The organism is Acinetobacter sp. ANC_7654 (assembly GCF_056779855.1).
Genome location: NZ_JBWYIR010000013.1, coordinates 52,687 through 70,386 on the forward strand (window position 1 = coordinate 52,687; position 17,700 = coordinate 70,386).

The 17,700-nt window shown below is 42.0% G+C and carries 30 protein-coding genes and 1 pseudogene; 30 read left to right on the forward strand and 1 reads right to left on the reverse strand.

Annotated elements, in window-relative coordinates; all coding sequences use genetic code 11:
• Nucleotides 1-93: 93 nt before the first annotated feature.
• From AC1M86_RS13340 to AC1M86_RS13485, 30 genes and pseudogenes are all read left to right on the forward strand, one after another.
• The gene (locus AC1M86_RS13340; RefSeq protein ID WP_481597845.1) at nucleotides 94-852 is read left to right on the forward strand and encodes a type 1 glutamine amidotransferase; all 759 of its coding nucleotides are present in this window, start codon (nucleotides 94-96) and stop codon (nucleotides 850-852) included.
• Between the two features lie 235 nt (nucleotides 853-1,087).
• Complete coding sequence (gene rpsJ / locus AC1M86_RS13345) at nucleotides 1,088-1,399, forward strand: 30S ribosomal protein S10 (RefSeq protein WP_004725677.1); 312 nt, start codon at nucleotides 1,088-1,090, stop codon at nucleotides 1,397-1,399.
• Between the two features lie 59 nt (nucleotides 1,400-1,458).
• Nucleotides 1,459-2,097: a 50S ribosomal protein L3 gene (gene rplC / locus AC1M86_RS13350; RefSeq protein ID WP_035265091.1), complete on the forward strand. Its 639-nt coding sequence runs from the start codon at nucleotides 1,459-1,461 to the stop codon at nucleotides 2,095-2,097.
• A gap of 11 nt (nucleotides 2,098-2,108) precedes the next feature.
• Complete coding sequence (rplD, locus tag AC1M86_RS13355) at nucleotides 2,109-2,711, forward strand: 50S ribosomal protein L4 (protein WP_035265093.1); 603 nt, start codon at nucleotides 2,109-2,111, stop codon at nucleotides 2,709-2,711.
• The gene (rplW, locus tag AC1M86_RS13360) at nucleotides 2,708-3,028 is read left to right on the forward strand and encodes a 50S ribosomal protein L23 (protein WP_035265097.1); all 321 of its coding nucleotides are present in this window, start codon (nucleotides 2,708-2,710) and stop codon (nucleotides 3,026-3,028) included. The genes rplD and rplW overlap by 4 nt, the downstream gene beginning before the upstream one ends.
• Before the next feature lie 11 nt (nucleotides 3,029-3,039).
• Nucleotides 3,040-3,864, forward strand: a complete 825-nt coding sequence (gene rplB / locus AC1M86_RS13365) for a 50S ribosomal protein L2 (RefSeq protein WP_035265099.1) — start codon at nucleotides 3,040-3,042, stop codon at nucleotides 3,862-3,864.
• Between the two features lie 19 nt (nucleotides 3,865-3,883).
• Nucleotides 3,884-4,159, forward strand: coding sequence for a 30S ribosomal protein S19 (gene rpsS, locus AC1M86_RS13370; RefSeq protein ID WP_004281508.1), 276 nt, complete (start codon nucleotides 3,884-3,886; stop codon nucleotides 4,157-4,159).
• Nucleotides 4,160-4,170: 11 nt separating this feature from the next.
• Nucleotides 4,171-4,500: a 50S ribosomal protein L22 gene (gene rplV / locus AC1M86_RS13375; protein WP_035265103.1), complete on the forward strand. Its 330-nt coding sequence runs from the start codon at nucleotides 4,171-4,173 to the stop codon at nucleotides 4,498-4,500.
• A 1-nt stretch (nucleotide 4,501) separates the two neighbouring features.
• A pseudogene (gene rpsC, locus AC1M86_RS13380) lies at nucleotides 4,502-5,318 on the forward strand (30S ribosomal protein S3).
• The gene (gene rplP / locus AC1M86_RS13385) at nucleotides 5,258-5,671 is read left to right on the forward strand and encodes a 50S ribosomal protein L16 (RefSeq protein ID WP_035265110.1); all 414 of its coding nucleotides are present in this window, start codon (nucleotides 5,258-5,260) and stop codon (nucleotides 5,669-5,671) included. The pseudogene rpsC and the gene rplP overlap by 61 nt, the downstream one beginning before the upstream one ends.
• The gene (gene rpmC / locus AC1M86_RS13390; protein ID WP_035265113.1) at nucleotides 5,671-5,868 is read left to right on the forward strand and encodes a 50S ribosomal protein L29; all 198 of its coding nucleotides are present in this window, start codon (nucleotides 5,671-5,673) and stop codon (nucleotides 5,866-5,868) included. The genes rplP and rpmC overlap by 1 nt, the downstream gene beginning before the upstream one ends.
• Nucleotides 5,865-6,122: a 30S ribosomal protein S17 gene (gene rpsQ / locus AC1M86_RS13395; RefSeq protein WP_004691314.1), complete on the forward strand. Its 258-nt coding sequence runs from the start codon at nucleotides 5,865-5,867 to the stop codon at nucleotides 6,120-6,122. The genes rpmC and rpsQ overlap by 4 nt, the downstream gene beginning before the upstream one ends.
• Nucleotides 6,123-6,213: 91 nt before the next feature.
• Nucleotides 6,214-6,582 (forward strand): 50S ribosomal protein L14, encoded by a 369-nt coding sequence (rplN, locus tag AC1M86_RS13400; RefSeq protein WP_035265119.1) that lies wholly within the window; start codon nucleotides 6,214-6,216, stop codon nucleotides 6,580-6,582.
• 11 nt (nucleotides 6,583-6,593) lie between these two features.
• A complete protein-coding gene (gene rplX, locus AC1M86_RS13405; RefSeq protein WP_035265122.1) occupies nucleotides 6,594-6,911 on the forward strand; it encodes a 50S ribosomal protein L24 in 318 nt (105 codons plus the stop codon).
• A gap of 16 nt (nucleotides 6,912-6,927) precedes the next feature.
• Nucleotides 6,928-7,464, forward strand: coding sequence for a 50S ribosomal protein L5 (rplE, locus tag AC1M86_RS13410; protein ID WP_004809796.1), 537 nt, complete (start codon nucleotides 6,928-6,930; stop codon nucleotides 7,462-7,464).
• A 9-nt stretch (nucleotides 7,465-7,473) separates the two neighbouring features.
• Nucleotides 7,474-7,779, forward strand: coding sequence for a 30S ribosomal protein S14 (gene rpsN, locus AC1M86_RS13415; RefSeq protein WP_067731180.1), 306 nt, complete (start codon nucleotides 7,474-7,476; stop codon nucleotides 7,777-7,779).
• A 12-nt stretch (nucleotides 7,780-7,791) separates the two neighbouring features.
• Nucleotides 7,792-8,187, forward strand: a complete 396-nt coding sequence (gene rpsH / locus AC1M86_RS13420) for a 30S ribosomal protein S8 (protein WP_035265132.1) — start codon at nucleotides 7,792-7,794, stop codon at nucleotides 8,185-8,187.
• 13 nt (nucleotides 8,188-8,200) lie between these two features.
• Nucleotides 8,201-8,734 (forward strand): 50S ribosomal protein L6, encoded by a 534-nt coding sequence (gene rplF, locus AC1M86_RS13425; RefSeq protein ID WP_035265135.1) that lies wholly within the window; start codon nucleotides 8,201-8,203, stop codon nucleotides 8,732-8,734.
• A 14-nt stretch (nucleotides 8,735-8,748) separates the two neighbouring features.
• The gene (gene rplR / locus AC1M86_RS13430) at nucleotides 8,749-9,099 is read left to right on the forward strand and encodes a 50S ribosomal protein L18 (RefSeq protein WP_035265138.1); all 351 of its coding nucleotides are present in this window, start codon (nucleotides 8,749-8,751) and stop codon (nucleotides 9,097-9,099) included.
• A gap of 2 nt (nucleotides 9,100-9,101) precedes the next feature.
• Entirely contained in the window at nucleotides 9,102-9,599 is a 498-nt protein-coding gene (gene rpsE / locus AC1M86_RS13435; RefSeq protein ID WP_035265141.1) for a 30S ribosomal protein S5, read from the forward strand.
• A 6-nt stretch (nucleotides 9,600-9,605) separates the two neighbouring features.
• Nucleotides 9,606-9,782: a 50S ribosomal protein L30 gene (gene rpmD, locus AC1M86_RS13440; protein WP_004786899.1), complete on the forward strand. Its 177-nt coding sequence runs from the start codon at nucleotides 9,606-9,608 to the stop codon at nucleotides 9,780-9,782.
• A gap of 3 nt (nucleotides 9,783-9,785) precedes the next feature.
• Nucleotides 9,786-10,226, forward strand: a complete 441-nt coding sequence (gene rplO, locus AC1M86_RS13445) for a 50S ribosomal protein L15 (protein WP_179999269.1) — start codon at nucleotides 9,786-9,788, stop codon at nucleotides 10,224-10,226.
• A gap of 45 nt (nucleotides 10,227-10,271) precedes the next feature.
• Nucleotides 10,272-11,591: a preprotein translocase subunit SecY gene (secY, locus tag AC1M86_RS13450; protein WP_171076742.1), complete on the forward strand. Its 1,320-nt coding sequence runs from the start codon at nucleotides 10,272-10,274 to the stop codon at nucleotides 11,589-11,591.
• A 20-nt stretch (nucleotides 11,592-11,611) separates the two neighbouring features.
• Nucleotides 11,612-11,728, forward strand: a complete 117-nt coding sequence (rpmJ, locus tag AC1M86_RS13455; protein ID WP_000867907.1) for a 50S ribosomal protein L36 — start codon at nucleotides 11,612-11,614, stop codon at nucleotides 11,726-11,728.
• Between the two features lie 106 nt (nucleotides 11,729-11,834).
• The gene (gene rpsM, locus AC1M86_RS13460; RefSeq protein ID WP_035265156.1) at nucleotides 11,835-12,191 is read left to right on the forward strand and encodes a 30S ribosomal protein S13; all 357 of its coding nucleotides are present in this window, start codon (nucleotides 11,835-11,837) and stop codon (nucleotides 12,189-12,191) included.
• A gap of 19 nt (nucleotides 12,192-12,210) precedes the next feature.
• Nucleotides 12,211-12,597: a 30S ribosomal protein S11 gene (gene rpsK, locus AC1M86_RS13465; protein ID WP_001040166.1), complete on the forward strand. Its 387-nt coding sequence runs from the start codon at nucleotides 12,211-12,213 to the stop codon at nucleotides 12,595-12,597.
• A 12-nt stretch (nucleotides 12,598-12,609) separates the two neighbouring features.
• The gene (rpsD, locus tag AC1M86_RS13470) at nucleotides 12,610-13,236 is read left to right on the forward strand and encodes a 30S ribosomal protein S4 (protein ID WP_035265160.1); all 627 of its coding nucleotides are present in this window, start codon (nucleotides 12,610-12,612) and stop codon (nucleotides 13,234-13,236) included.
• A gap of 17 nt (nucleotides 13,237-13,253) precedes the next feature.
• The gene (locus AC1M86_RS13475; RefSeq protein ID WP_035265161.1) at nucleotides 13,254-14,261 is read left to right on the forward strand and encodes a DNA-directed RNA polymerase subunit alpha; all 1,008 of its coding nucleotides are present in this window, start codon (nucleotides 13,254-13,256) and stop codon (nucleotides 14,259-14,261) included.
• Between the two features lie 18 nt (nucleotides 14,262-14,279).
• Nucleotides 14,280-14,645: a 50S ribosomal protein L17 gene (rplQ, locus tag AC1M86_RS13480; protein ID WP_034587447.1), complete on the forward strand. Its 366-nt coding sequence runs from the start codon at nucleotides 14,280-14,282 to the stop codon at nucleotides 14,643-14,645.
• A gap of 188 nt (nucleotides 14,646-14,833) precedes the next feature.
• Nucleotides 14,834-16,324 (forward strand): flavin-containing monooxygenase, encoded by a 1,491-nt coding sequence (locus tag AC1M86_RS13485; protein ID WP_481608160.1) that lies wholly within the window; start codon nucleotides 14,834-14,836, stop codon nucleotides 16,322-16,324.
• Nucleotides 16,325-16,372: 48 nt separating this feature from the next.
• On the opposite strand, the gene AC1M86_RS13490 is transcribed toward AC1M86_RS13485, so the two are convergent.
• The gene (locus tag AC1M86_RS13490) at nucleotides 16,373-17,545 is read right to left on the reverse strand and encodes an acyl-CoA dehydrogenase family protein (RefSeq protein ID WP_035265167.1); all 1,173 of its coding nucleotides are present in this window, start codon (nucleotides 17,543-17,545) and stop codon (nucleotides 16,373-16,375) included.
• Nucleotides 17,546-17,700 lie beyond the last annotated feature (155 nt).

Below are 17,700 nucleotides of genomic sequence, written 5' to 3' on the forward strand. Positions count from 1 at the left end.
TAGCTGTGCTTTGTTTAAAATTATTTAACAGCCTATAGGTTGGCTTCATTTTTGCAACTGCTAGTGCAATATAAGAAAAGTTCGGGTTGGAAAATGAAGCCATTAAAAGTGCATTACTTTCAGCATATTGCTGGTGAAGGGTTCGGAAGTTGTTATGAGTATTTAAAATCAATTGGAGCACAAATTAGTGCTACCGAGTTTTTTGCATTACCTGTTGAGATGGCATTAGAAATCGAGGCGTTACCAGCAATTGAAGATATTGATTTACTAATCATCATGGGTGGAGCAATGAGTGTAAATGATGAGGCAAATTATCCATGGCTAAAAATAGAAAAAAGATGGATCCGTCGATATTTATCACTAGGCAAGCCAGCAATTGGTTTGTGTCTCGGAGGTCAGCTTATAGCCAATGCTTTGGGAGCAAGTGTACGTTTAAATGAACAACAAGAGTTAGGTTGGACTAAAGTCTTCAGAACTCAACATGGTTTATCAGATTACTTTGAAATACCTAAAGAATTGGAAATAATGCAATGGCACAGTGAAACTTTTGAGATTCCTAAAGGAGGCGTCAGACTGGCTGAAAATAATGTGTGTGCAAACCAAATGTACCAAATTGGAAAGAATGTGCTGGGTTTTCAGTTTCATCCAGAAATAACGCCGAAAGTTTTACAAATGTATATTGAGAATGAAGAGCATGAGAAGGTATTTTCTGGCACTTATGTACAATCATTAGATACCTTAAAACAAACAAAAAAAACGAGGTTTCAAAAAGGGAATGAATTGCTGATCGATGCAATTAATTATGTATTGGGGTTCGGGCAGGGTGTACAAAAGAAAGCCGCCAACGCTTAACCGTAAATTGAGAAAAAATGATAAATAGGTTTGCTTAACAGTTAAACAATCGTTATAATGGGCGACCCTTTGATATTAAGGGCTAAACAACGTTGATTGTTGTTTAGATCGTTACAGTCGTGGCATCGATCACGACCTTAGTGATTTTCACTGCCTCTGACACTTGCCTTGTTTTCGGACAGGGGGAGATGCGTCATGGGTGATTCTTTATATATTTGGCTTGGAGTTTACTGGTATGTCTAACCAGAGAATCCGTATCCGTTTGAAGTCTTTTGATCACCGTTTAATTGATCAATCTTCTCAAGAGATCGTAGAAACAGCAAAACGTACTGGCGCACAAGTTTGTGGTCCAATCCCGATGCCAACTCGCATCGAGCGTTTTAACGTTCTAACTTCACCGCACGTTAACAAAGACGCGCGTGATCAGTATGAAATCCGCACTTACAAGCGTTTGATCGACATCGTTCAACCTACAGACAAAACTGTAGATGCATTGATGAAATTAGATCTTGCAGCTGGTGTAGACGTTCAGATCGCATTGGGTTAAGGCTTTCGGTTAATTAACACTCTAAGTTAATTAAGCCGCTTTTTTAGAGGTTTATGCACATGGCTATTGGTTTAGTCGGTCGCAAGTGCGGTATGACACGTATCTTTACAGATGCTGGTGTTTCTGTACCTGTTACAGTGATTGAGGTTGATCCTAACCGCATCACTCAAATCAAAACGCTTGAAACTGATGGTTATCAAGCGATTCAAATCACTACTGGTGAACGTCGCGAATCTCGCGTTACTAATGCTCAGAAAGGTCACTTCGCTAAAGCGGGTGTTGCTGCTGGTCGTTTAGTTCAAGAGTTCCGTGTTACAGAAGCTGATCTTGAAGGTCGTGAAGTTGGCGGAACTATCGGTGTAGATTTGTTCACAGTGGGTCAAATCGTTGACGTAACTGGTCAGTCTAAAGGTAAAGGTTTCCAAGGTGGTGTTAAGCGTTGGAACTTCCGTACTCAAGACGCTACTCACGGTAACTCTGTTTCTCACCGTGTTTTAGGTTCTACAGGTCAAAACCAGACTCCTGGTCGCGTATTCAAAGGCAAAAAAATGGCTGGCCATTTAGGTGCTGAACGCGTAACTACACAGGGTCTTGAAATCGTTGCTATCGATACAGAGCGTTCAGTTCTTGTAGTTAAAGGCGCGGTTCCTGGTGCTACCGGTGGTGACGTAACTGTTCGTCCTACTATCAAGGCTTGAGGGGAAATAACGTGAATTTAAATACTGTTTCCGGCTCTGCTGTTGAATTATCAGAAGTTGCGTTCGGTCGTGAATTCAATGAAGCTCTTGTACACCAAGTTGTTACAGCTTATTTAGCTGGTGGTCGTCAAGGTTCAAAAGCTCAGAAATCACGTGCAGACGTTTCTGGCGGTGGTAAAAAACCATTCCGTCAAAAAGGTACTGGTCGCGCTCGTGCTGGTTCTATTCGTAGCCCAATCTGGGTTGGCGGTGGTAAAACTTTTGCTGCTCGTCCACAAGACTGGTCTCAAAAAGTAAACCGTAAAATGTATCGCGGTGCTATGCAATGCATCCTAGCTGAACTTGTTCGTCAAGATCGCTTAGTTTTAGTTGAAGAGTTTGCTGTAGCTGCTCCAAAAACTAAAGAATTGCTTGCAAAACTTAACGACTTGAATGCTACTCGTGCATTAATCGTTACTGATGCTGTTGATGAGAACTTGTATCTAGCTGCTCGTAACCTTCCACACGTTGATGTGGTTGATGCTGCTGCTATCGATCCTGTTAGCTTGATCGCGTTCGATAAAGTTGTTATGTCTGTAGCTGCTGCTAAGAAAATTGAGGTAGAACTCGGATGAACAACGAACGTATCTATCAAGTCCTAAAAGGACCTGTATTCTCAGAAAAAGCACAAGTTTTAGGTGAAACTGCTGGTGTTCAAGTGTTTAAAGTTGCTATCGATGCAAACAAACTTGAAATCAAAAAAGCAGTTGAACAATTATTTGGTGTAGAAGTTGTTAAAGTTAACACGACTATCACTAAAGGTAAGACTAAACGCTTTGGTAAAACTATCGGACGTCGTTCTGATGTTAAAAAAGCATACGTCACCCTGAAAGCTGGCCAAGATGTAGAAATGGCTGACTTGGGCGATACCGCTGAAAGCACAGCGGAATAAGGACGAGAATTATGCCTATTCAAAAATGTAAGCCAACGTCTCCAGGACGTCGCTTTGTAGAGAAAGTCGTTCACGACCATCTTCACAAAGGTGCGCCTTATGCTCCGTTGGTAGAAGCTAAAAAACGTACTGGTGGTCGTAATAACAACGGTCACATTACTACACGTCACGTTGGTGGTGGTCACAAGCAACATTACCGTATTGTTGACTTTAAACGTAACAAAGATGGCATTCCTGCGACTGTAGAGCGTATCGAATACGATCCTAACCGTACTGCACACATTGCATTAGTTTTGTATGCTGACGGTGAGCGTCGTTATATCATTGCGCCTAAAGGTCTACGTGCTGGTGATAAAGTTCAATCTGGTAACGATGCTCCAATTCGTCCAGGTAACTGCTTACCACTTCGTAACATGCCTATCGGTTCTACTCTTCACAATATCGAGCTTAAAATCGGTAAAGGCGCTCAATTAGTGCGTTCTGCTGGTGCTTCTGCTCAGTTATTGGGTCGTGACGGTTCTTACGCAATTATTCGTCTACGTTCTGGCGAAATGCGTAAAGTACACGTTGAATGTCGCGCAGTTCTTGGTGAAGTTTCTAACCAAGAAAGCAACTTACGTTCACTAGGTAAAGCTGGTGCTTCACGCTGGCGTGGTGTTCGTCCTACCGTTCGTGGTATGGCGATGAACCCGGTAGATCACCCGCATGGTGGTGGTGAAGGGCGTAACAAAGGTATTCAACCTGTAAGCCCATGGGGTCAAAAAGCTAAAGGGTACAAGACACGTACCAATAAGCGTACGACTAAGATGATCATTCGCGACCGTCGCGTTAAGTAACAAGTAAAGGAATCTGACAATGCCTCGTTCTCTGAAAAAAGGCCCATTCGTCGATGCGCACTTGTTCGCTAAGGTTGAAGCGGCTATCGCGGCTAATAACCGTAAGCCGATCAAAACTTGGTCGCGTCGTTCGATGATCCTCCCGGATTTTGTTGGTTTAACAATTTCTGTACACAATGGTCGTAACCATGTTCCGGTAATCGTATCTGAGCATATGGTTGGTCACAAGCTTGGTGAATTTGCACCGACTCGTACTTACCGTGGTCACGGTGTTGACAAGAAATCTAAACGTTAATAGGTGCTATGATGGAAGTAACTGCTAAATTACGCGGTGCCGCTATCTCGGCACAAAAAGCTCGTTTGGTTGCAGACTTGATTCGCGGCAAATCTGTTGCGCACGCTCTTAACATCCTAAACTTCAGCAACAAAAAAGCTGCAGTTTTAGTTAAGAAAGCGTTGGAATCTGCGATTGCAAATGCTGAACATAATAACAGTTTAGATGTAGACGATCTTAAAGTTTCTACGATCTACGTTGATGAAGGCATGAGCCTTAAACGTATTTTGCCACGTGCTAAAGGCCGTGCAGATCGTATTACTAAGCGTACTTGTCACATCACCGTTAAGGTAGGGGTTTGATATGGGTCAGAAGGTTCATCCAATCGGTATCCGCCTAGGTGTTGTGAAACGTCATAACGCTAACTGGTATGCGAATCCGAAACAATACGCTGAATACTTGCTTAAAGATCTTCAAGTTCGTGAGTTTTTAAACAAAAAACTTAAGAATGCGATGGTGAGCAATATTCTTATCGAACGTCCAACAGGCGCTGCTAAAGTAACAATTAGCACTGCTCGTCCTGGTATCGTGATCGGTAAAAAAGGCGAAGACATTGAAAAATTACAGCGCGAACTTACCAATATTATGGGTGTTCCAGCGCAAGTAAGTATCAACGAAATTGATCGTCCAGATTTAGACGCTCGTCTAGTTGGTGAAGCAATTGCTTCTCAATTAGAAAAACGTGTAATGTTCCGTCGTGCTATGAAGCGTGCGGTTCAAAACACTATGCGTGCTGGTGCGAAAGGTATCAAAGTTGAGGTTTCTGGTCGTTTAGGCGGTGCAGAGATTGCACGTACTGAATGGTATCGTGAGGGTCGTGTACCTCTACATACTCTTCGTGCTGACATCGACTATTCAGCGGTTCGCGCAGAAACTACTTACGGTACGATCGGCGTTAAAGTTTGGATCTTCCGTGGTGAGATCTTGGGCGGCATGAAACAAGTCATGAACCCAGCTCCAGCTGAAGAACGTCCAGCTAAACGTGGTCGCGGTCGTGGTGAAGGTCAAGAGCGTCGTGGTCGTCGCAATGATCGTTCTGCTGAAAAAGGAGAATAATCCATGTTGCAACCTAAACGTACTAAATTCCGTAAAGTGCAAAAAGGCCGTAACACTGGTCTAGCACATCGCGGTAGCACAGTATCTTTTGGTACTATCGCACTTAAATCAGTTGAACGTGGTCGCATGACTGCGCGTCAAATTGAAGCAGCGCGTCGTACAATCAGCCGTCGTGTAAAACGTGGTGGTAAGATCTTTATCCGTGTATTCCCGGACAAACCAATTACTGAAAAACCATTAGAAGTTCGTATGGGTAAAGGTAAAGGTTCTGTGGAATATTGGGTTTGTGAAATCAAACCAGGTAAGATCCTGTACGAAATGGAAGGTGTGAACGAAGAATTAGCGCGTGAAGCATTTACGCTTGCTGCTGCTAAACTTCCGTTTAAAACCACTATCGTGACTCGGACGGTAATGTAATGAAAACTAAAGATCTACGTGAAAAGTCGGTAGAAGAATTGACAGCTTTGCTTGATGAGCAACAGTTGAACCAATTCCGTCTTCGCATGGCTAAAGCAACTGGTCAATTGGGTAAATCGCACGAAGTGCAATTAACTCGTAAAACTATTGCTCGCATCAAGACCCTCCTTACCGAAAAACAGGGGAACGCACAATGAGTGAGCAAACAGTTCGCACGTTAACAGGCAAAGTAGTAAGCGACAAGATGGACAAGTCTATCGTTGTTCTTATCGAACGCCGCGTTCAACACCCGTTGTATGGCAAATCAATCCGCCGTTCAACAAAATTACACGCTCATGATGAGAACAACACTGCTAAAACTGGCGATGTTGTAACTATCAAAGAAAGCCGCCCAATTTCTAAAACTAAGTCTTGGACTTTAGTTGAAGTTGTTGAAGCAGCTGCTGAGTAAATAACGTTCTTGTTGCATCATCGGTCAATTTCGAGTACTCTTTGAGCCTTTCGAAATTGTGACCGGTGATGCTCGGTTTTGGAGTAGGGCAATGATTCAGACCGAAACTATGCTCGACGTAGCAGACAACAGTGGTGCTCGCCGCGTACAATGTATTAAAGTACTTGGTGGTTCACATCGTCGTTATGCTTCAGTTGGCGACATTATTAAAGTTACTGTAAAAGAAGCAATTCCACGTGGCCGTGTTAAAAAAGGCGACGTAATGAATGCAGTAGTTGTACGTACAAAATTCGGTATCCGTCGTCCAGATGGTTCTGTTATTCGTTTCGATGATAACGCTGCTGTTATTTTGAACAACAACAAAGCTCCGATTGCTACTCGTATTTTCGGACCAGTGACTCGTGAACTTCGTACTGAACAGTTCATGAAAATCATTTCATTGGCTCCTGAAGTTCTATAATAGAGGCAATCATGGCTAAGATTAAAAAAGGCGATCAAGTAATCGTGATCGCAGGTAAAGAAAAAGGCAAACAAGGTACTGTTTTGTCTGTTTCTAATGACCGAGTTAAGGTTGAAGGTCTTAACTTAGTTAAGAAGCATCAAAAGCCTAACCGTGCAACAGGTGCTGAAGGCGCTATCGTTACACAAGAAGCTTTGCTTCATATCTCTAACGTGGCAATTTTTAATGCTACAACCCAAAAGGCTGACCGTGTTGGTTACCAAGTGATTGATGGCGTGAAAACTCGCGTTTACAAATCAAATGGTGAATCAGTGGCGGTAGCGAAGTAATAGGTTGAAATAGGCAATGGCCAGACTTAAAGCGCGTTACAACGACGAACTTAAAGCTCAATTACAAGAACAATTGGGCGTTAAGAATGTGATGGAGATCCCTCGCATCACTAAAATCACGATCAATATGGGTGTTGGTGCAGCAGCTGCTGACAAAAAACTCCTTGATGGTGCTCTTTCTGATATGCAAGCTATCGCTGGTCAAAAACCAGTTCTTACGTTAGCTCGTAAATCTATCGCTGGTTTCAAAATCCGTGATGGTTGGCCGATTGGTTGTAAAGTTACTTTACGCGGCGAACGCATGTACGAATTCTTAGACCGTTTGATCTCTATCGCGATCCCTCGTATCCGTGACTTCCGTGGTTTCTCTGCGAAATCATTTGACGGTCGTGGTAACTACTCTATGGGTCTTAAAGAACAGATCATGTTCCCTGAGATCGATTTTGATAAGATTGACCGTATTCGTGGTATGGATATTACCATCACTACGACTGCTCGCACCGATGACGAAGGCCGTGCGCTTATGCGTGCATTCGGCTTCCCGTTCAAATAAGAGGTCGATATGGCTAAGAAAGGTATGATTAATCGCGAATTGAAACGCGAAGCTACTGTTGCTAAATACGCTGCAAAACGTGCTGAATTAAAAGCTGTTATTGCAAACGTAAATGCAAGCGACGAAGAGCGTTTCGAAGCGATGATGAAGTTACAAGCATTACCACGTAATGCATCTCCAGTACGTCTTCGTAACCGTTGTGGTTTAACTGGTCGTCCTCATGGTTACTTCCGTAAGTTCGGTTTAAGCCGTAACAAATTACGTGACACAGTAATGCAAGGTGATGTACCGGGCGTTGTTAAGGCAAGCTGGTAAGGAGCACTATAAATGAGTATGCAAGATACCGTTGCCGACATGTTAACACGTGTTCGTAACGCACAAATGGCGAAGAAACAAACTGTTTCTATGCCAAACTCAAAGTTAAAAGTTGCGATTGCTAACGTTCTTCAACAAGAAGGTTATATCGCTGATGTAGCTGTTGCAGATGCTGAAGGCAAACCAACACTTACTTTGACTTTAAAATATTTCGAAGGCAAACCAGTTATTGAAACTGTGAAGCGCGTTAGCCGTCCAGGTTTACGTCAATATCGCGGTAAAGATAACCTTCCAAGCGTTAAGCAGGGTTTAGGTATTGCAATTGTTTCTACAAGCAAAGGCATCATGACTGATCGCGCTGCACGTGCTGCAGGTATCGGTGGTGAAGTTATTGCTTTTGTTTCTTAATAGGTGATTCCTCATGTCTCGTGTGGCTAAAGCCCCAGTAACTGTACCTAACGGTGTAACAGTTACTCAGAACGGCCGGCAGGTCGAAGTGAAAGGCAGCAAAGGTACTTTGTCTTTCAACCTGCATGCGCTGGTCGAGCTAAAACAGGAAGACGGTATTCTAGCTGTTGCTCCTAAAGCTGAATCTAAAGATGCTTGGATGCAAGCTGGTACTGCTCGCGCTGTGCTTAACAACCTTGTTAAAGGTGTTAGCGAAGGTTTCGAACGTAAGTTACAACTTATCGGTGTTGGTTATAAAGCTGCGGTTAAAGGGAACACAGTTCACCTTAACCTAGGTTTCTCTCACCCGATCGATTACAACCTTCCTGAAGGTGTAACTGCTGAAACTCCTACAGCTACTGAAATCGTGCTTAAATCTGCTGATAAAGCAGCTTTAGGTCAAGTTGCTGCAGATATCCGTGGTTACCGTCCACCAGAGCCATATAAAGGTAAAGGTGTTCGTTATTCTGATGAAGTTGTACTTCGTAAAGAAGCTAAGAAGAAATAAGGCGCGAGGTTCTTATGAACGAAAAGAAACAAACCCGTTTGCGTCGTGCGAAAAGCACACGCTTGCACATCCGTGCATTGGGTGCGACTCGTTTGTGTGTAAACCGCACTCCGCGTCACATCTATGCTCAAGTAATCTCAGCAGATGGTGGCAAAGTATTAGCGCAAGCTTCTACTTTAGATGCTACGTTACGTAGTGGTACTACAGGTAACGTTGAAGCAGCTACTAAAGTTGGTGCTTTAATCGCTGAACGTGCTAAAGCAGCTGGCGTAACTAAAGTTGCATTTGACCGTTCTGGTTTCAAATATCATGGTCGTATCAAAGCCTTGGCTGATGCTGCTCGTGAAAACGGCTTGGAGTTCTAATCATGGCTAAAGTTGAACAAAACGAAGGTCTTGTTGAAAAGCTGGTTGCCGTTGATCGTGTAGCCAAAGTTGTTAAGGGTGGTCGTATCTTCTCTTTCACAGCATTAACTGTTGTGGGTGATGGTAATGGTCGCGTAGGTTTTGGTCGTGGTAAAGCTCGTGAAGTTCCAGCTGCTATTTCTAAAGCACTTGAAGCTGCTCGTCGCAACATGATTACTGTTGAACTTGTTGATGGTACTGTTCAGCACCCTATCAACGCTCGTCACGGTGCTAGCCGTGTTTACATGCAACCTGCTTCTGAAGGTACTGGTGTAATTGCTGGTGGCGCTATGCGTGCTGTTTTAGAAGCTGTTGGTGTGCGTAACGTATTAACTAAATGTTATGGTTCTACTAACGCTGCGAACGTAGTAAACGCGACTTTTAATGGTCTGCGTGATATGACTTCTCCTGAGAAAGTTGCTGCGAAACGTGGTCTTTCAGTAGCACAAATTCAAGGGTAATCAATCATGAAAACGATTAAAGTTACCCAGACTAAATCTGCATCGCATCGCTTGAAAAATCACAAGCTTAGCCTTAAAGGTTTAGGTCTGCGTCGTATTGGTCACACTGTAGAAGTTCAAGATACTCCTTCTAACCGTGGTATGATCAATCAAGTTTACTATATGGTTAGTGTAGAGGAATAAGCCATGACTCTGCGTTTAAATACAATTGCACCTGCAGAAGGTGCTAAACGTGATAACCTTCGTTTAGGCCGTGGTATTGGTTCTGGCGTTGGTAAGACTGGTGGCCGTGGTGTCAAAGGTCAAAACTCACGTAAGAGCGGTGGTACTCGTCCAGGTTTTGAGGGTGGTCAAACTGCATTATATCGTCGTCTACCTAAGTTCGGTTTCACTAGTCAATTGGCTTTGAAAACTGCTGAAGTACGTTTGTCTGAACTTAACAAAGTTGAAGGCGATATCGTGTCTCTTGAAACTTTAAAAGCAGCGAACGTTGTACGTAAAGATATGATTCGTGCTCGTATCGTTCTTTCTGGTGAAATCACTCGTGCATTCACTGTTCAAGGTGTTGCATTGACTAAAGGCGCTAAAGCTGCTGTTGAAGCTGCTGGCGGTAAAGTCGAGGAGTAATCGCGAGTGTCTATGTCTCCTAGTTCTACAGGTCATGTTCACATGATGAAAGGTCAACCATTTCACGTTAAATATCGTGAAATTATACGCCGATTAATGTTTTTAATTGGTGCTTTGGTGGTCTTTCGACTAGGAGCGCATATTCCGCTGCCAGGTATTGATAATGTCGCTTTAGAACGTTTCTTTAATGCAAACCAGGGTACTTTCCTTGGTTTGTTTAATATGTTCTCAGGCGGGGCATTGGAACGAATGTCCATTCTTGCGTTGGGGATCATGCCGTATATTTCTGCATCGATTATCGTGCAGTTAATGTCAACGGTTGTTCCTTCGCTGGAAGCATTGAAAAAAGAAGGCGAGCAGGGCAAGCGTAAGATTAACCAATATACGCGTTACGGCACATTATTCCTTGCAATTGTACAAGGTATTGGTATGTGTGCGGGTCTGATCAGTCAAGGGATTACCTTTACTTCAGGTTTAGCATTCTATATTCCTGCATTAACGTCTTTAGTTGCAGGTACCATGTTCTTAATGTGGTTGGGAGAGCAAATTACCGAACGTGGTGTTGGTAATGGGATCTCTATGATCATCTTTGCAGGTATTGTTGCTGGTTTACCAAGTATGGTTGTGCAATCATTTACCCTTGTGGAAAATGGTCAATCAAGTTTAATTGGTATTGCTATATTTGGCTTATTGTCTTTAGCTGTTTTAGCTGCGATTGTGTTTATTGAAAAAGCACAACGTCGTATACCTGTTAACTATGCTCAAAAGCAGCAAGGTCGCCGAGTATTTACTGCACAGCAGACTCACTTACCATTAAAAATAAATATGGCGGGTGTAATTCCAGCAATTTTCGCAAGTTCGTTATTGCTGTTTCCTGCAAGTTTAGGTCAATGGTTAGGTAGTTCTGATCCTAATGCAGGGATCGTTAAGCGTACACTACAAGATTTGGCATTAGTTTTATCGCCTGGACAACCATTATATTTGGTGCTATTCGGTGCGCTTATTATTTTCTTCTGTTATTTTTATACGGCACTAGTTTTCAGTCCTAAAGAAGTATCAGAAAACTTAAAGCGTAGTGGAGCTTATGTACCTGGTATCCGCCCAGGTGAGCAAACTGCTCGTTATTTAGATCATATTCTTAGTCGTTTAACATTTATCGGTTCGATTTATATCACTGTTGTATGTTTAATGCCGATGGTGCTTCAAAGTTCTTTCGGTATTCCATTCCATTTGGGTGGTACATCGCTGTTGATCGTGGTTGTTGTAGTTATGGACTTTATGGCTCAGCTACAGGCACACCTCACATCGCGCCAATATGATAATCAAACACTAATGAGTAAAACGACTGCTCATCCTAAGGGATAAGCGCACTTAGAGGTTTCATCATGAAAGTTCAAGCTTCTGTAAAGAAAATTTGTGGTAGCTGTAAAGTTATCCGTCGTAATGGGGTAATCCGCGTGATTTGTAGCGCTGAACCTCGTCATAAGCAGCGTCAAGGTTAATCTGATCAAGACCTGTTGATTTCAGTAGGCTAATTAGGTTATTATCCGCCCCTCAAAGATTTTGTGGGGCGGTTGATTATCTCTACTGCCTTTTTGGAGAAAGTGAATGGCTCGTATTGCCGGTGTAAACATTCCGGATAACAAGCATGCTGTTATCTCTCTTACGTATATCTTTGGTATTGGTCGCCATACTGCTAAGCAAATCTTAGCTGCAACTGGTATTGCACCAACTACTAAGATCCGTGAATTAGATGACGCTCAGCTTGATGCGATTCGTGCAGAAGTTGCTAAGGTTCCGACCGAAGGTGACTTACGTCGCGAAATTTCCATGAACATTAAACGTTTAATGGATTTAGGCTGCTACCGCGGTCTTCGTCATCGTCGCAGCTTGCCTGTCCGCGGACAACGCACCAAAACTAACGCACGTACCCGTAAAGGTCCGCGCAAACCTATTAAGAAATAAGATTTCTGGAAGCTAAAAGATGGCTAAAGATACTCGCACACGCAAGAAGGTCACTCGTACCGTCTCTGAAGGTGTTGCACACATTCACGCTTCTTTTAATAACACCATTGTGACTATTACCGATCGTCAAGGTAATGCACTGGCTTGGGCCACTTCAGGTGGACAAGGCTTCCGTGGATCACGTAAATCAACTCCGTTTGCTGCTCAGGTAGCTGCTGAAGTTGCTGGTAAAGCTGCTTTAGATTACGGTTTGAAAAACTTGGACGTCCTTGTTAAAGGTCCTGGTCCAGGTCGTGAATCTGCGGTTCGTGCTTTAGGTGCAGTGGGTTATAAAATTAATAGCATTACCGATGTGACTCCAATTCCTCACAACGGTTGCCGTCCACCTAAAAAACGTCGCGTGTAAGGAGAAACATTCATGGCTCGTTATATTGGTCCAAAATGCAAACTCTCTCGCCGCGAAGGGACAGACCTGCAACTTAAATCAGGCGTTAAACCGTTTGATGTTAAGACAAAAAAACATGCTAAAGCTCCTGGCCAACATGGTGGAGCTCGTGGTGGTAAACAATCAGAGTACTCACTACAATTACGTGAAAAACAAAAAGTACGTCGTATGTACGGTGTTTTAGAACGTCAATTTAGTAACTACTATAAAGAAGCTGCTCGTGTTAAAGGCGCAACAGGTGAAAACTTGTTGAAATTGCTTGAAAGCCGTTTAGATAACGTTGTTTATCGTATGGGCTTTGGTTCTACACGTGCAGAAGCTCGTCAGCTTGTATCTCACCGTTCAATCACTTTAAATGGTCGTCGTGTTAACATCGCGTCAATCCAAGTTAAAGCTGGTGACGTGATTGCAGTACACGAAGGCGCTAAACAACAATTACGTATTAAAAACGCAATTGAATTGGCTGCTCAACGTGGAACTCCTTCTTGGATGGAAGTTGACCATTCTAAATTAGAAGGTACATTCAAATCTGCACCTGATCGTTCTGATTTACCTGCTGAAATCAACGAAAGCTTGATTGTTGAATTGTATTCTAAATAATCCTTGAGGTAGCAATAATGACGCGTACTGCAAACGAGTTTCTAACTCCGCAAGCGATCAAGGTCGAAGCGGCAAGCGGGACCTCGGCAAAAGTGATTCTAGAACCTTTAGAGCGTGGCTTTGGTCATACTCTAGGTAATGCTTTACGTCGCATTCTTTTATCATCTTTACCTGGCGCTGCTGTGGTTGAAGTTGAGATTGAAGGCGTCGAGCACGAGTACAGTACTTTAGAAGGCTTGCAGCAGGACATCGTCGAGCTCTTGCTGAACCTTAAAGGATTGTCTATTAAGCTGTTCGATCAAAATGAAGCATATTTGACATTAGAGAAACAAGGTCCTGGCGATGTAACTGCCGCTGATCTTCGTTTACCTCACAATGTTGAAGTGGTTAACCCTGAACATTTGATCGGCACGTTAAGTGCTTCAGGCTCATTGAAAATGCGCTTGAAAGTTGTTCAAGGTCGTGGTTATGAGACTTCTGATTCTCGCTTCCCAGAAGGTGAAACTCGCCCAGTGGGACGTTTACAATTAGATGCGTCTTATAGCCCGATTAAACGTGTTTCTTACACAGTTGAAAATGCTCGTGTAGAACAACGTACAGACCTTGACAAGTTGGTCATTGATCTTGAAACAAACGGGACTGTTGATCCTGAAGAAGCGATCCGTAAAGCGGCAACAATCTTGCAACAACAAATTGCAATCTTTGTTGATCTTCAGAAAGATCAAGCTCCAGTTGCTCAAGAACCTCGTGAAGAAGTTGACCCAATCTTGCTTCGTCCAGTAGATGATCTAGAGCTTACTGTTCGTTCTGCTAACTGTTTGAAAGCAGAAAATATTTACTACATTGGTGATCTTGTTCAACGTACTGAGGTTGAGTTGTTAAAAACTCCTAACTTAGGTAAAAAATCGTTGACTGAGATCAAAGATGTTCTGGCTTCAAAAGGCTTACAACTCGGCATGCGTTTAGAAAACTGGCCACCAGCTAGTTTACGTATGGACGATCGTTTTGCCTATCGTAGTCGTTAATTAAGTAGGACTATCACCATGCGTCATCGTAATAGTGGTGTGAAATTAGGCCGTACAAGCAGTCATCGTAAAGCGATGTTCCAAAACATGGCTAATTCTTTGTTTGAACACGAGTTGATCAAAACAACTGTGCCTAAAGCAAAAGAGTTACGTCGTGTAGCTGAGCCTTTAATCACTTTAGCTAAAGTCGATACAGTAGCAAACCGTCGTTTAGCGTTTGCTCGTACTCGTTCAGCAGCAACTGTTGGTAAATTATTTACCGTTCTTGGCCCTCGTTACAAAGAACGTAACGGCGGTTATCTACGTGTTCTTAAAGCGGGCTTCCGTGCAGGTGATGCTGCACCGATGGCTTACGTTGAGCTAGTAGATCGCGAAGTTAAATAATTTCGTGTAGAACATCGCAAGTTGTTCAAAAAAGGTCGGTTGAATAAACCGGCCTTTTTTTGTCTAACAATTGGCATTACTTGACCTCAATTGATATGTTTTTTGCAACTTTTAGTCAAACTTGACATTGTGTATTGTCAAAAATATGTTTTAATAAAAATGTTCTTATAAAAAGGTTAATAAAAGAAATGGATAAGCAAGTCGATATTCTTATTGTTGGTGCTGGTATCTCTGGAATTGGAATTGCAGCACATTTAATTAAAAATAATCCGAACCGTAAATTTGAAATACTCGAACGTCGTAAAAGTTTCGGTGGAACGTGGGATTTGTTTAAATACCCAGGTATTCGCTCCGACTCAGATATGTCTACTTTTGGCTACAATTTTAAGCCGTGGCGTAAAGCGAATGTGCTTGCAGATGGCGCTTCGATTAAAGGTTACTTGGGCGAAGTTGTTAGTGAGTACAATATTAAAGAAAAAATTCATTTTGAACATCGTGTACTTTCAGCGAATTACGATACTTCAATTAAAAAATGGATTGTAGAAATCCAAGATCAAAATGAAAAGAAACAAACTTGGCAAGCTAATTTCGTCTTAGGATGTACAGGCTATTATAACTACGATCAAGGTTTCCAACCTGATTTTCCAAATCAAGATAAATTTAAAGGTCAATTGATTCATCCACAATTTTGGCCTGAAAATTTAGATTATACCGGTAAGAAAGTAGTTATCATTGGTAGTGGAGCAACTGCAATCACTTTAGTACCAGCAATGGCAAAACGTGGGGCTGGGCATGTAACAATGTTACAACGTTCACCAACGTATATTGCTTCAATTCCTTCGATTGATTTTGTTTATGACAAAACACGTAAATTTATGACAGAGGACATGGCATATAAGTTCACGCGTGCTCGTAATATCGGAATGCAACGTGCGATTTTTGCTTTGTCAAAAAAACAACCTCAATTGGTTCGCAAGTTACTTCTTAAATCTATTGAAATGCAGTTGAAAGGTAAAGTGGATATGAAGCACTTTACCCCAAGTTACAATCCTTGGGATCAACGTTTATGTGTAGTGCCAGACGGTGATTTATTCAAAATTTTACGTAGTGGTAAAGCAAGTGTTGAAACAGATCATATTGAATCCTTCACTGAAAATGGTATTCAATTAAAATCTGGTAAACACTTAGATGCAGATATCATTGTTTCTGCAACTGGTCTAGAAATTCAAATTATGGGCGGTATCAAAGCGACTGTTGATGGTCAGCCGATCAAGACTAGCGAACATATGCTTTATAATGGTGTGATGGTAAGTGATGTACCAAATATGGCGATGGTTATTGGTTATGTGAACGCGTCATGGACCTTAAAAGTAGATGTCGTTGCTGATTATATTTGCCGTTTATTCAAATATATGGATCAGAACGGTTATGATGAAGTTGTCGCACCAACTGACCATTCTGCAATGCTCGATGAAACAGTTATGGGTGAAATGTCATCAGGTTATATCGCGCGAGCGGCTGATCAACTTCCAAAACAAGGTACTAAGGCACCTTGGATGGCAACGCATAACTATTTAGCTGATCGTAAAGATCTCAAAAATGCGACTTTTAACGATGGTATTTTAAAATTTTCGAAGGCTCCCGCACAGTCTGTAAAAAAGCCTAAATTAGTATCTTAATGAATAGCTATTAAAATAAAAAAGGAAGCGAAAGCTTCCTTTTTCTATTTATAAAGAACGTGATATGAGTTCTTTCATGATTTCATTGGTGCCTGCATATATACGATTTGCACGGTTATCAATATATGCGCGTGCAATAGGGTATTCAAGCATGAAGCCATAGCCACCATGTAACTGCAAGCATTCATCGACGACTTTAGAGAACATATCAGAAATTTTATATTTTGCAGCTGCGGCCGCATCTACACCTAACGTACCCTCAAGTTGTAATTCCATACAACGATCTAAATAAGAACGACAGAAGTCTATTTCAGTTCGAAGTTCTGCTAGCTTAAAACGTGTATTTTGAAATGCACCAATTGGCTTACCAAATGCTTTACGATCTTTTGTATATTGTACTGTGTGCGCAAAGGCAGCTTCTGCACCTGCTTGGCAGATAATTGCAACAAGCATACGTTCCCAAGCGAGTTCTTTCATAAGCATGATGAAGCCCATGCCTTCCATACCAATCAAATTTTCCTTTGGTACACGAACATTATCAAAGAACAATTCACAAGTATCTTGTCCTTTCATACCAATTTTATTGAGTGGTTTACCTTTAGTGAATCCAGCTCGATCAGCTTCGACAATAATGAGAGATAAGTTGGCTGAACCTTTATCACTATTACCTGTTTTGCACACAACAATTGCCATATCACATAGATAACCGTTGGTAATAAAAATTTTAGAACCATTGATGACATATTCATCGCCATCTAAAACTGCAGAAGTTCGTACAGCTTGTAAGTCTGAACCTGTACCAGGCTCAGTCATCGCAATGGCAGTGACAACTTCGCCAGAAGCCATTTTAGGGAGCCATTTTTTCTTTTGCTCTTCGTTGGCAAAATTATTCAGGTAATTCGCAACAATATCCGAATGCAATGAAAAACCAGTTGATGAATCCATTGCATAAGCTTGTTCTTCAATGAGGATCATACTGTAGAGTCGATCTACACCATATCCACCATATTCTTCAGGCATTGTGGTGCACAATAGACCCATTTCACCCGCTTTATTCCATAAGTCACGATCTACATGTTGTTGTTCTTCATATTTTGCAATATTTGGAACGACTTCTTTTTCATAGAATTTTCGGACAGTATCACGAAAGGCTTCATGTTCTGCATTGAATAATTTTCGAGGCAACATATTAGGAATTGGTCGAATTGCGCCTGATTGCATATTTATATTTCCATAAGTGTTATTAGAATAGCCACAACATAAGAGAGCCTGAACATTGGTGCAATGTGTTGAATGCTCAAAACACAAGAATTGCTGATGAATTTGGTCAATTGATATTTTTAAAACACAAAGCTCATGGCTTCAGTTAAAATGGA

Coding starts and splice junctions, on each gene's coding strand:
- secY (WP_171076742.1), top strand. CDS start 10,272: ATGAAAGGTCAACCATTTCACGTTAAATATCGTGAAATTATACGCCGA.
- rplV (WP_035265103.1), top strand. CDS start 4,171: ATGGAAGTAACTGCTAAATTACGCGGTGCCGCTATCTCGGCACAAAAA.
- rplF (WP_035265135.1), top strand. CDS start 8,201: ATGTCTCGTGTGGCTAAAGCCCCAGTAACTGTACCTAACGGTGTAACA.
- rplQ (WP_034587447.1), top strand. CDS start 14,280: ATGCGTCATCGTAATAGTGGTGTGAAATTAGGCCGTACAAGCAGTCAT.
- rplB (WP_035265099.1), top strand. CDS start 3,040: ATGCCTATTCAAAAATGTAAGCCAACGTCTCCAGGACGTCGCTTTGTA.
- rplC (WP_035265091.1), top strand. CDS start 1,459: ATGGCTATTGGTTTAGTCGGTCGCAAGTGCGGTATGACACGTATCTTT.
- rpsM (WP_035265156.1), top strand. CDS start 11,835: ATGGCTCGTATTGCCGGTGTAAACATTCCGGATAACAAGCATGCTGTT.
- rpsJ (WP_004725677.1), top strand. CDS start 1,088: ATGTCTAACCAGAGAATCCGTATCCGTTTGAAGTCTTTTGATCACCGT.
- AC1M86_RS13340 (WP_481597845.1), top strand. CDS start 94: ATGAAGCCATTAAAAGTGCATTACTTTCAGCATATTGCTGGTGAAGGG.
- rplO (WP_179999269.1), top strand. CDS start 9,786: ATGACTCTGCGTTTAAATACAATTGCACCTGCAGAAGGTGCTAAACGT.
- rplN (WP_035265119.1), top strand. CDS start 6,214: ATGATTCAGACCGAAACTATGCTCGACGTAGCAGACAACAGTGGTGCT.
- rpsD (WP_035265160.1), top strand. CDS start 12,610: ATGGCTCGTTATATTGGTCCAAAATGCAAACTCTCTCGCCGCGAAGGG.
- rpsH (WP_035265132.1), top strand. CDS start 7,792: ATGAGTATGCAAGATACCGTTGCCGACATGTTAACACGTGTTCGTAAC.
- rplX (WP_035265122.1), top strand. CDS start 6,594: ATGGCTAAGATTAAAAAAGGCGATCAAGTAATCGTGATCGCAGGTAAA.
- rpsQ (WP_004691314.1), top strand. CDS start 5,865: ATGAGTGAGCAAACAGTTCGCACGTTAACAGGCAAAGTAGTAAGCGAC.
- rpsN (WP_067731180.1), top strand. CDS start 7,474: ATGGCTAAGAAAGGTATGATTAATCGCGAATTGAAACGCGAAGCTACT.
- rpsE (WP_035265141.1), top strand. CDS start 9,102: ATGGCTAAAGTTGAACAAAACGAAGGTCTTGTTGAAAAGCTGGTTGCC.
- rpsK (WP_001040166.1), top strand. CDS start 12,211: ATGGCTAAAGATACTCGCACACGCAAGAAGGTCACTCGTACCGTCTCT.
- rpmD (WP_004786899.1), top strand. CDS start 9,606: ATGAAAACGATTAAAGTTACCCAGACTAAATCTGCATCGCATCGCTTG.
- rplE (WP_004809796.1), top strand. CDS start 6,928: ATGGCCAGACTTAAAGCGCGTTACAACGACGAACTTAAAGCTCAATTA.
- rpmJ (WP_000867907.1), top strand. CDS start 11,612: ATGAAAGTTCAAGCTTCTGTAAAGAAAATTTGTGGTAGCTGTAAAGTT.
- rplW (WP_035265097.1), top strand. CDS start 2,708: ATGAACAACGAACGTATCTATCAAGTCCTAAAAGGACCTGTATTCTCA.
- AC1M86_RS13475 (WP_035265161.1), top strand. CDS start 13,254: ATGACGCGTACTGCAAACGAGTTTCTAACTCCGCAAGCGATCAAGGTC.
- rpsS (WP_004281508.1), top strand. CDS start 3,884: ATGCCTCGTTCTCTGAAAAAAGGCCCATTCGTCGATGCGCACTTGTTC.
- rplP (WP_035265110.1), top strand. CDS start 5,258: ATGTTGCAACCTAAACGTACTAAATTCCGTAAAGTGCAAAAAGGCCGT.
- rpmC (WP_035265113.1), top strand. CDS start 5,671: ATGAAAACTAAAGATCTACGTGAAAAGTCGGTAGAAGAATTGACAGCT.
- rplR (WP_035265138.1), top strand. CDS start 8,749: ATGAACGAAAAGAAACAAACCCGTTTGCGTCGTGCGAAAAGCACACGC.
- AC1M86_RS13490 (WP_035265167.1), bottom strand. CDS start 17,545: ATGCAATCAGGCGCAATTCGACCAATTCCTAATATGTTGCCTCGAAAA.
- AC1M86_RS13485 (WP_481608160.1), top strand. CDS start 14,834: ATGGATAAGCAAGTCGATATTCTTATTGTTGGTGCTGGTATCTCTGGA.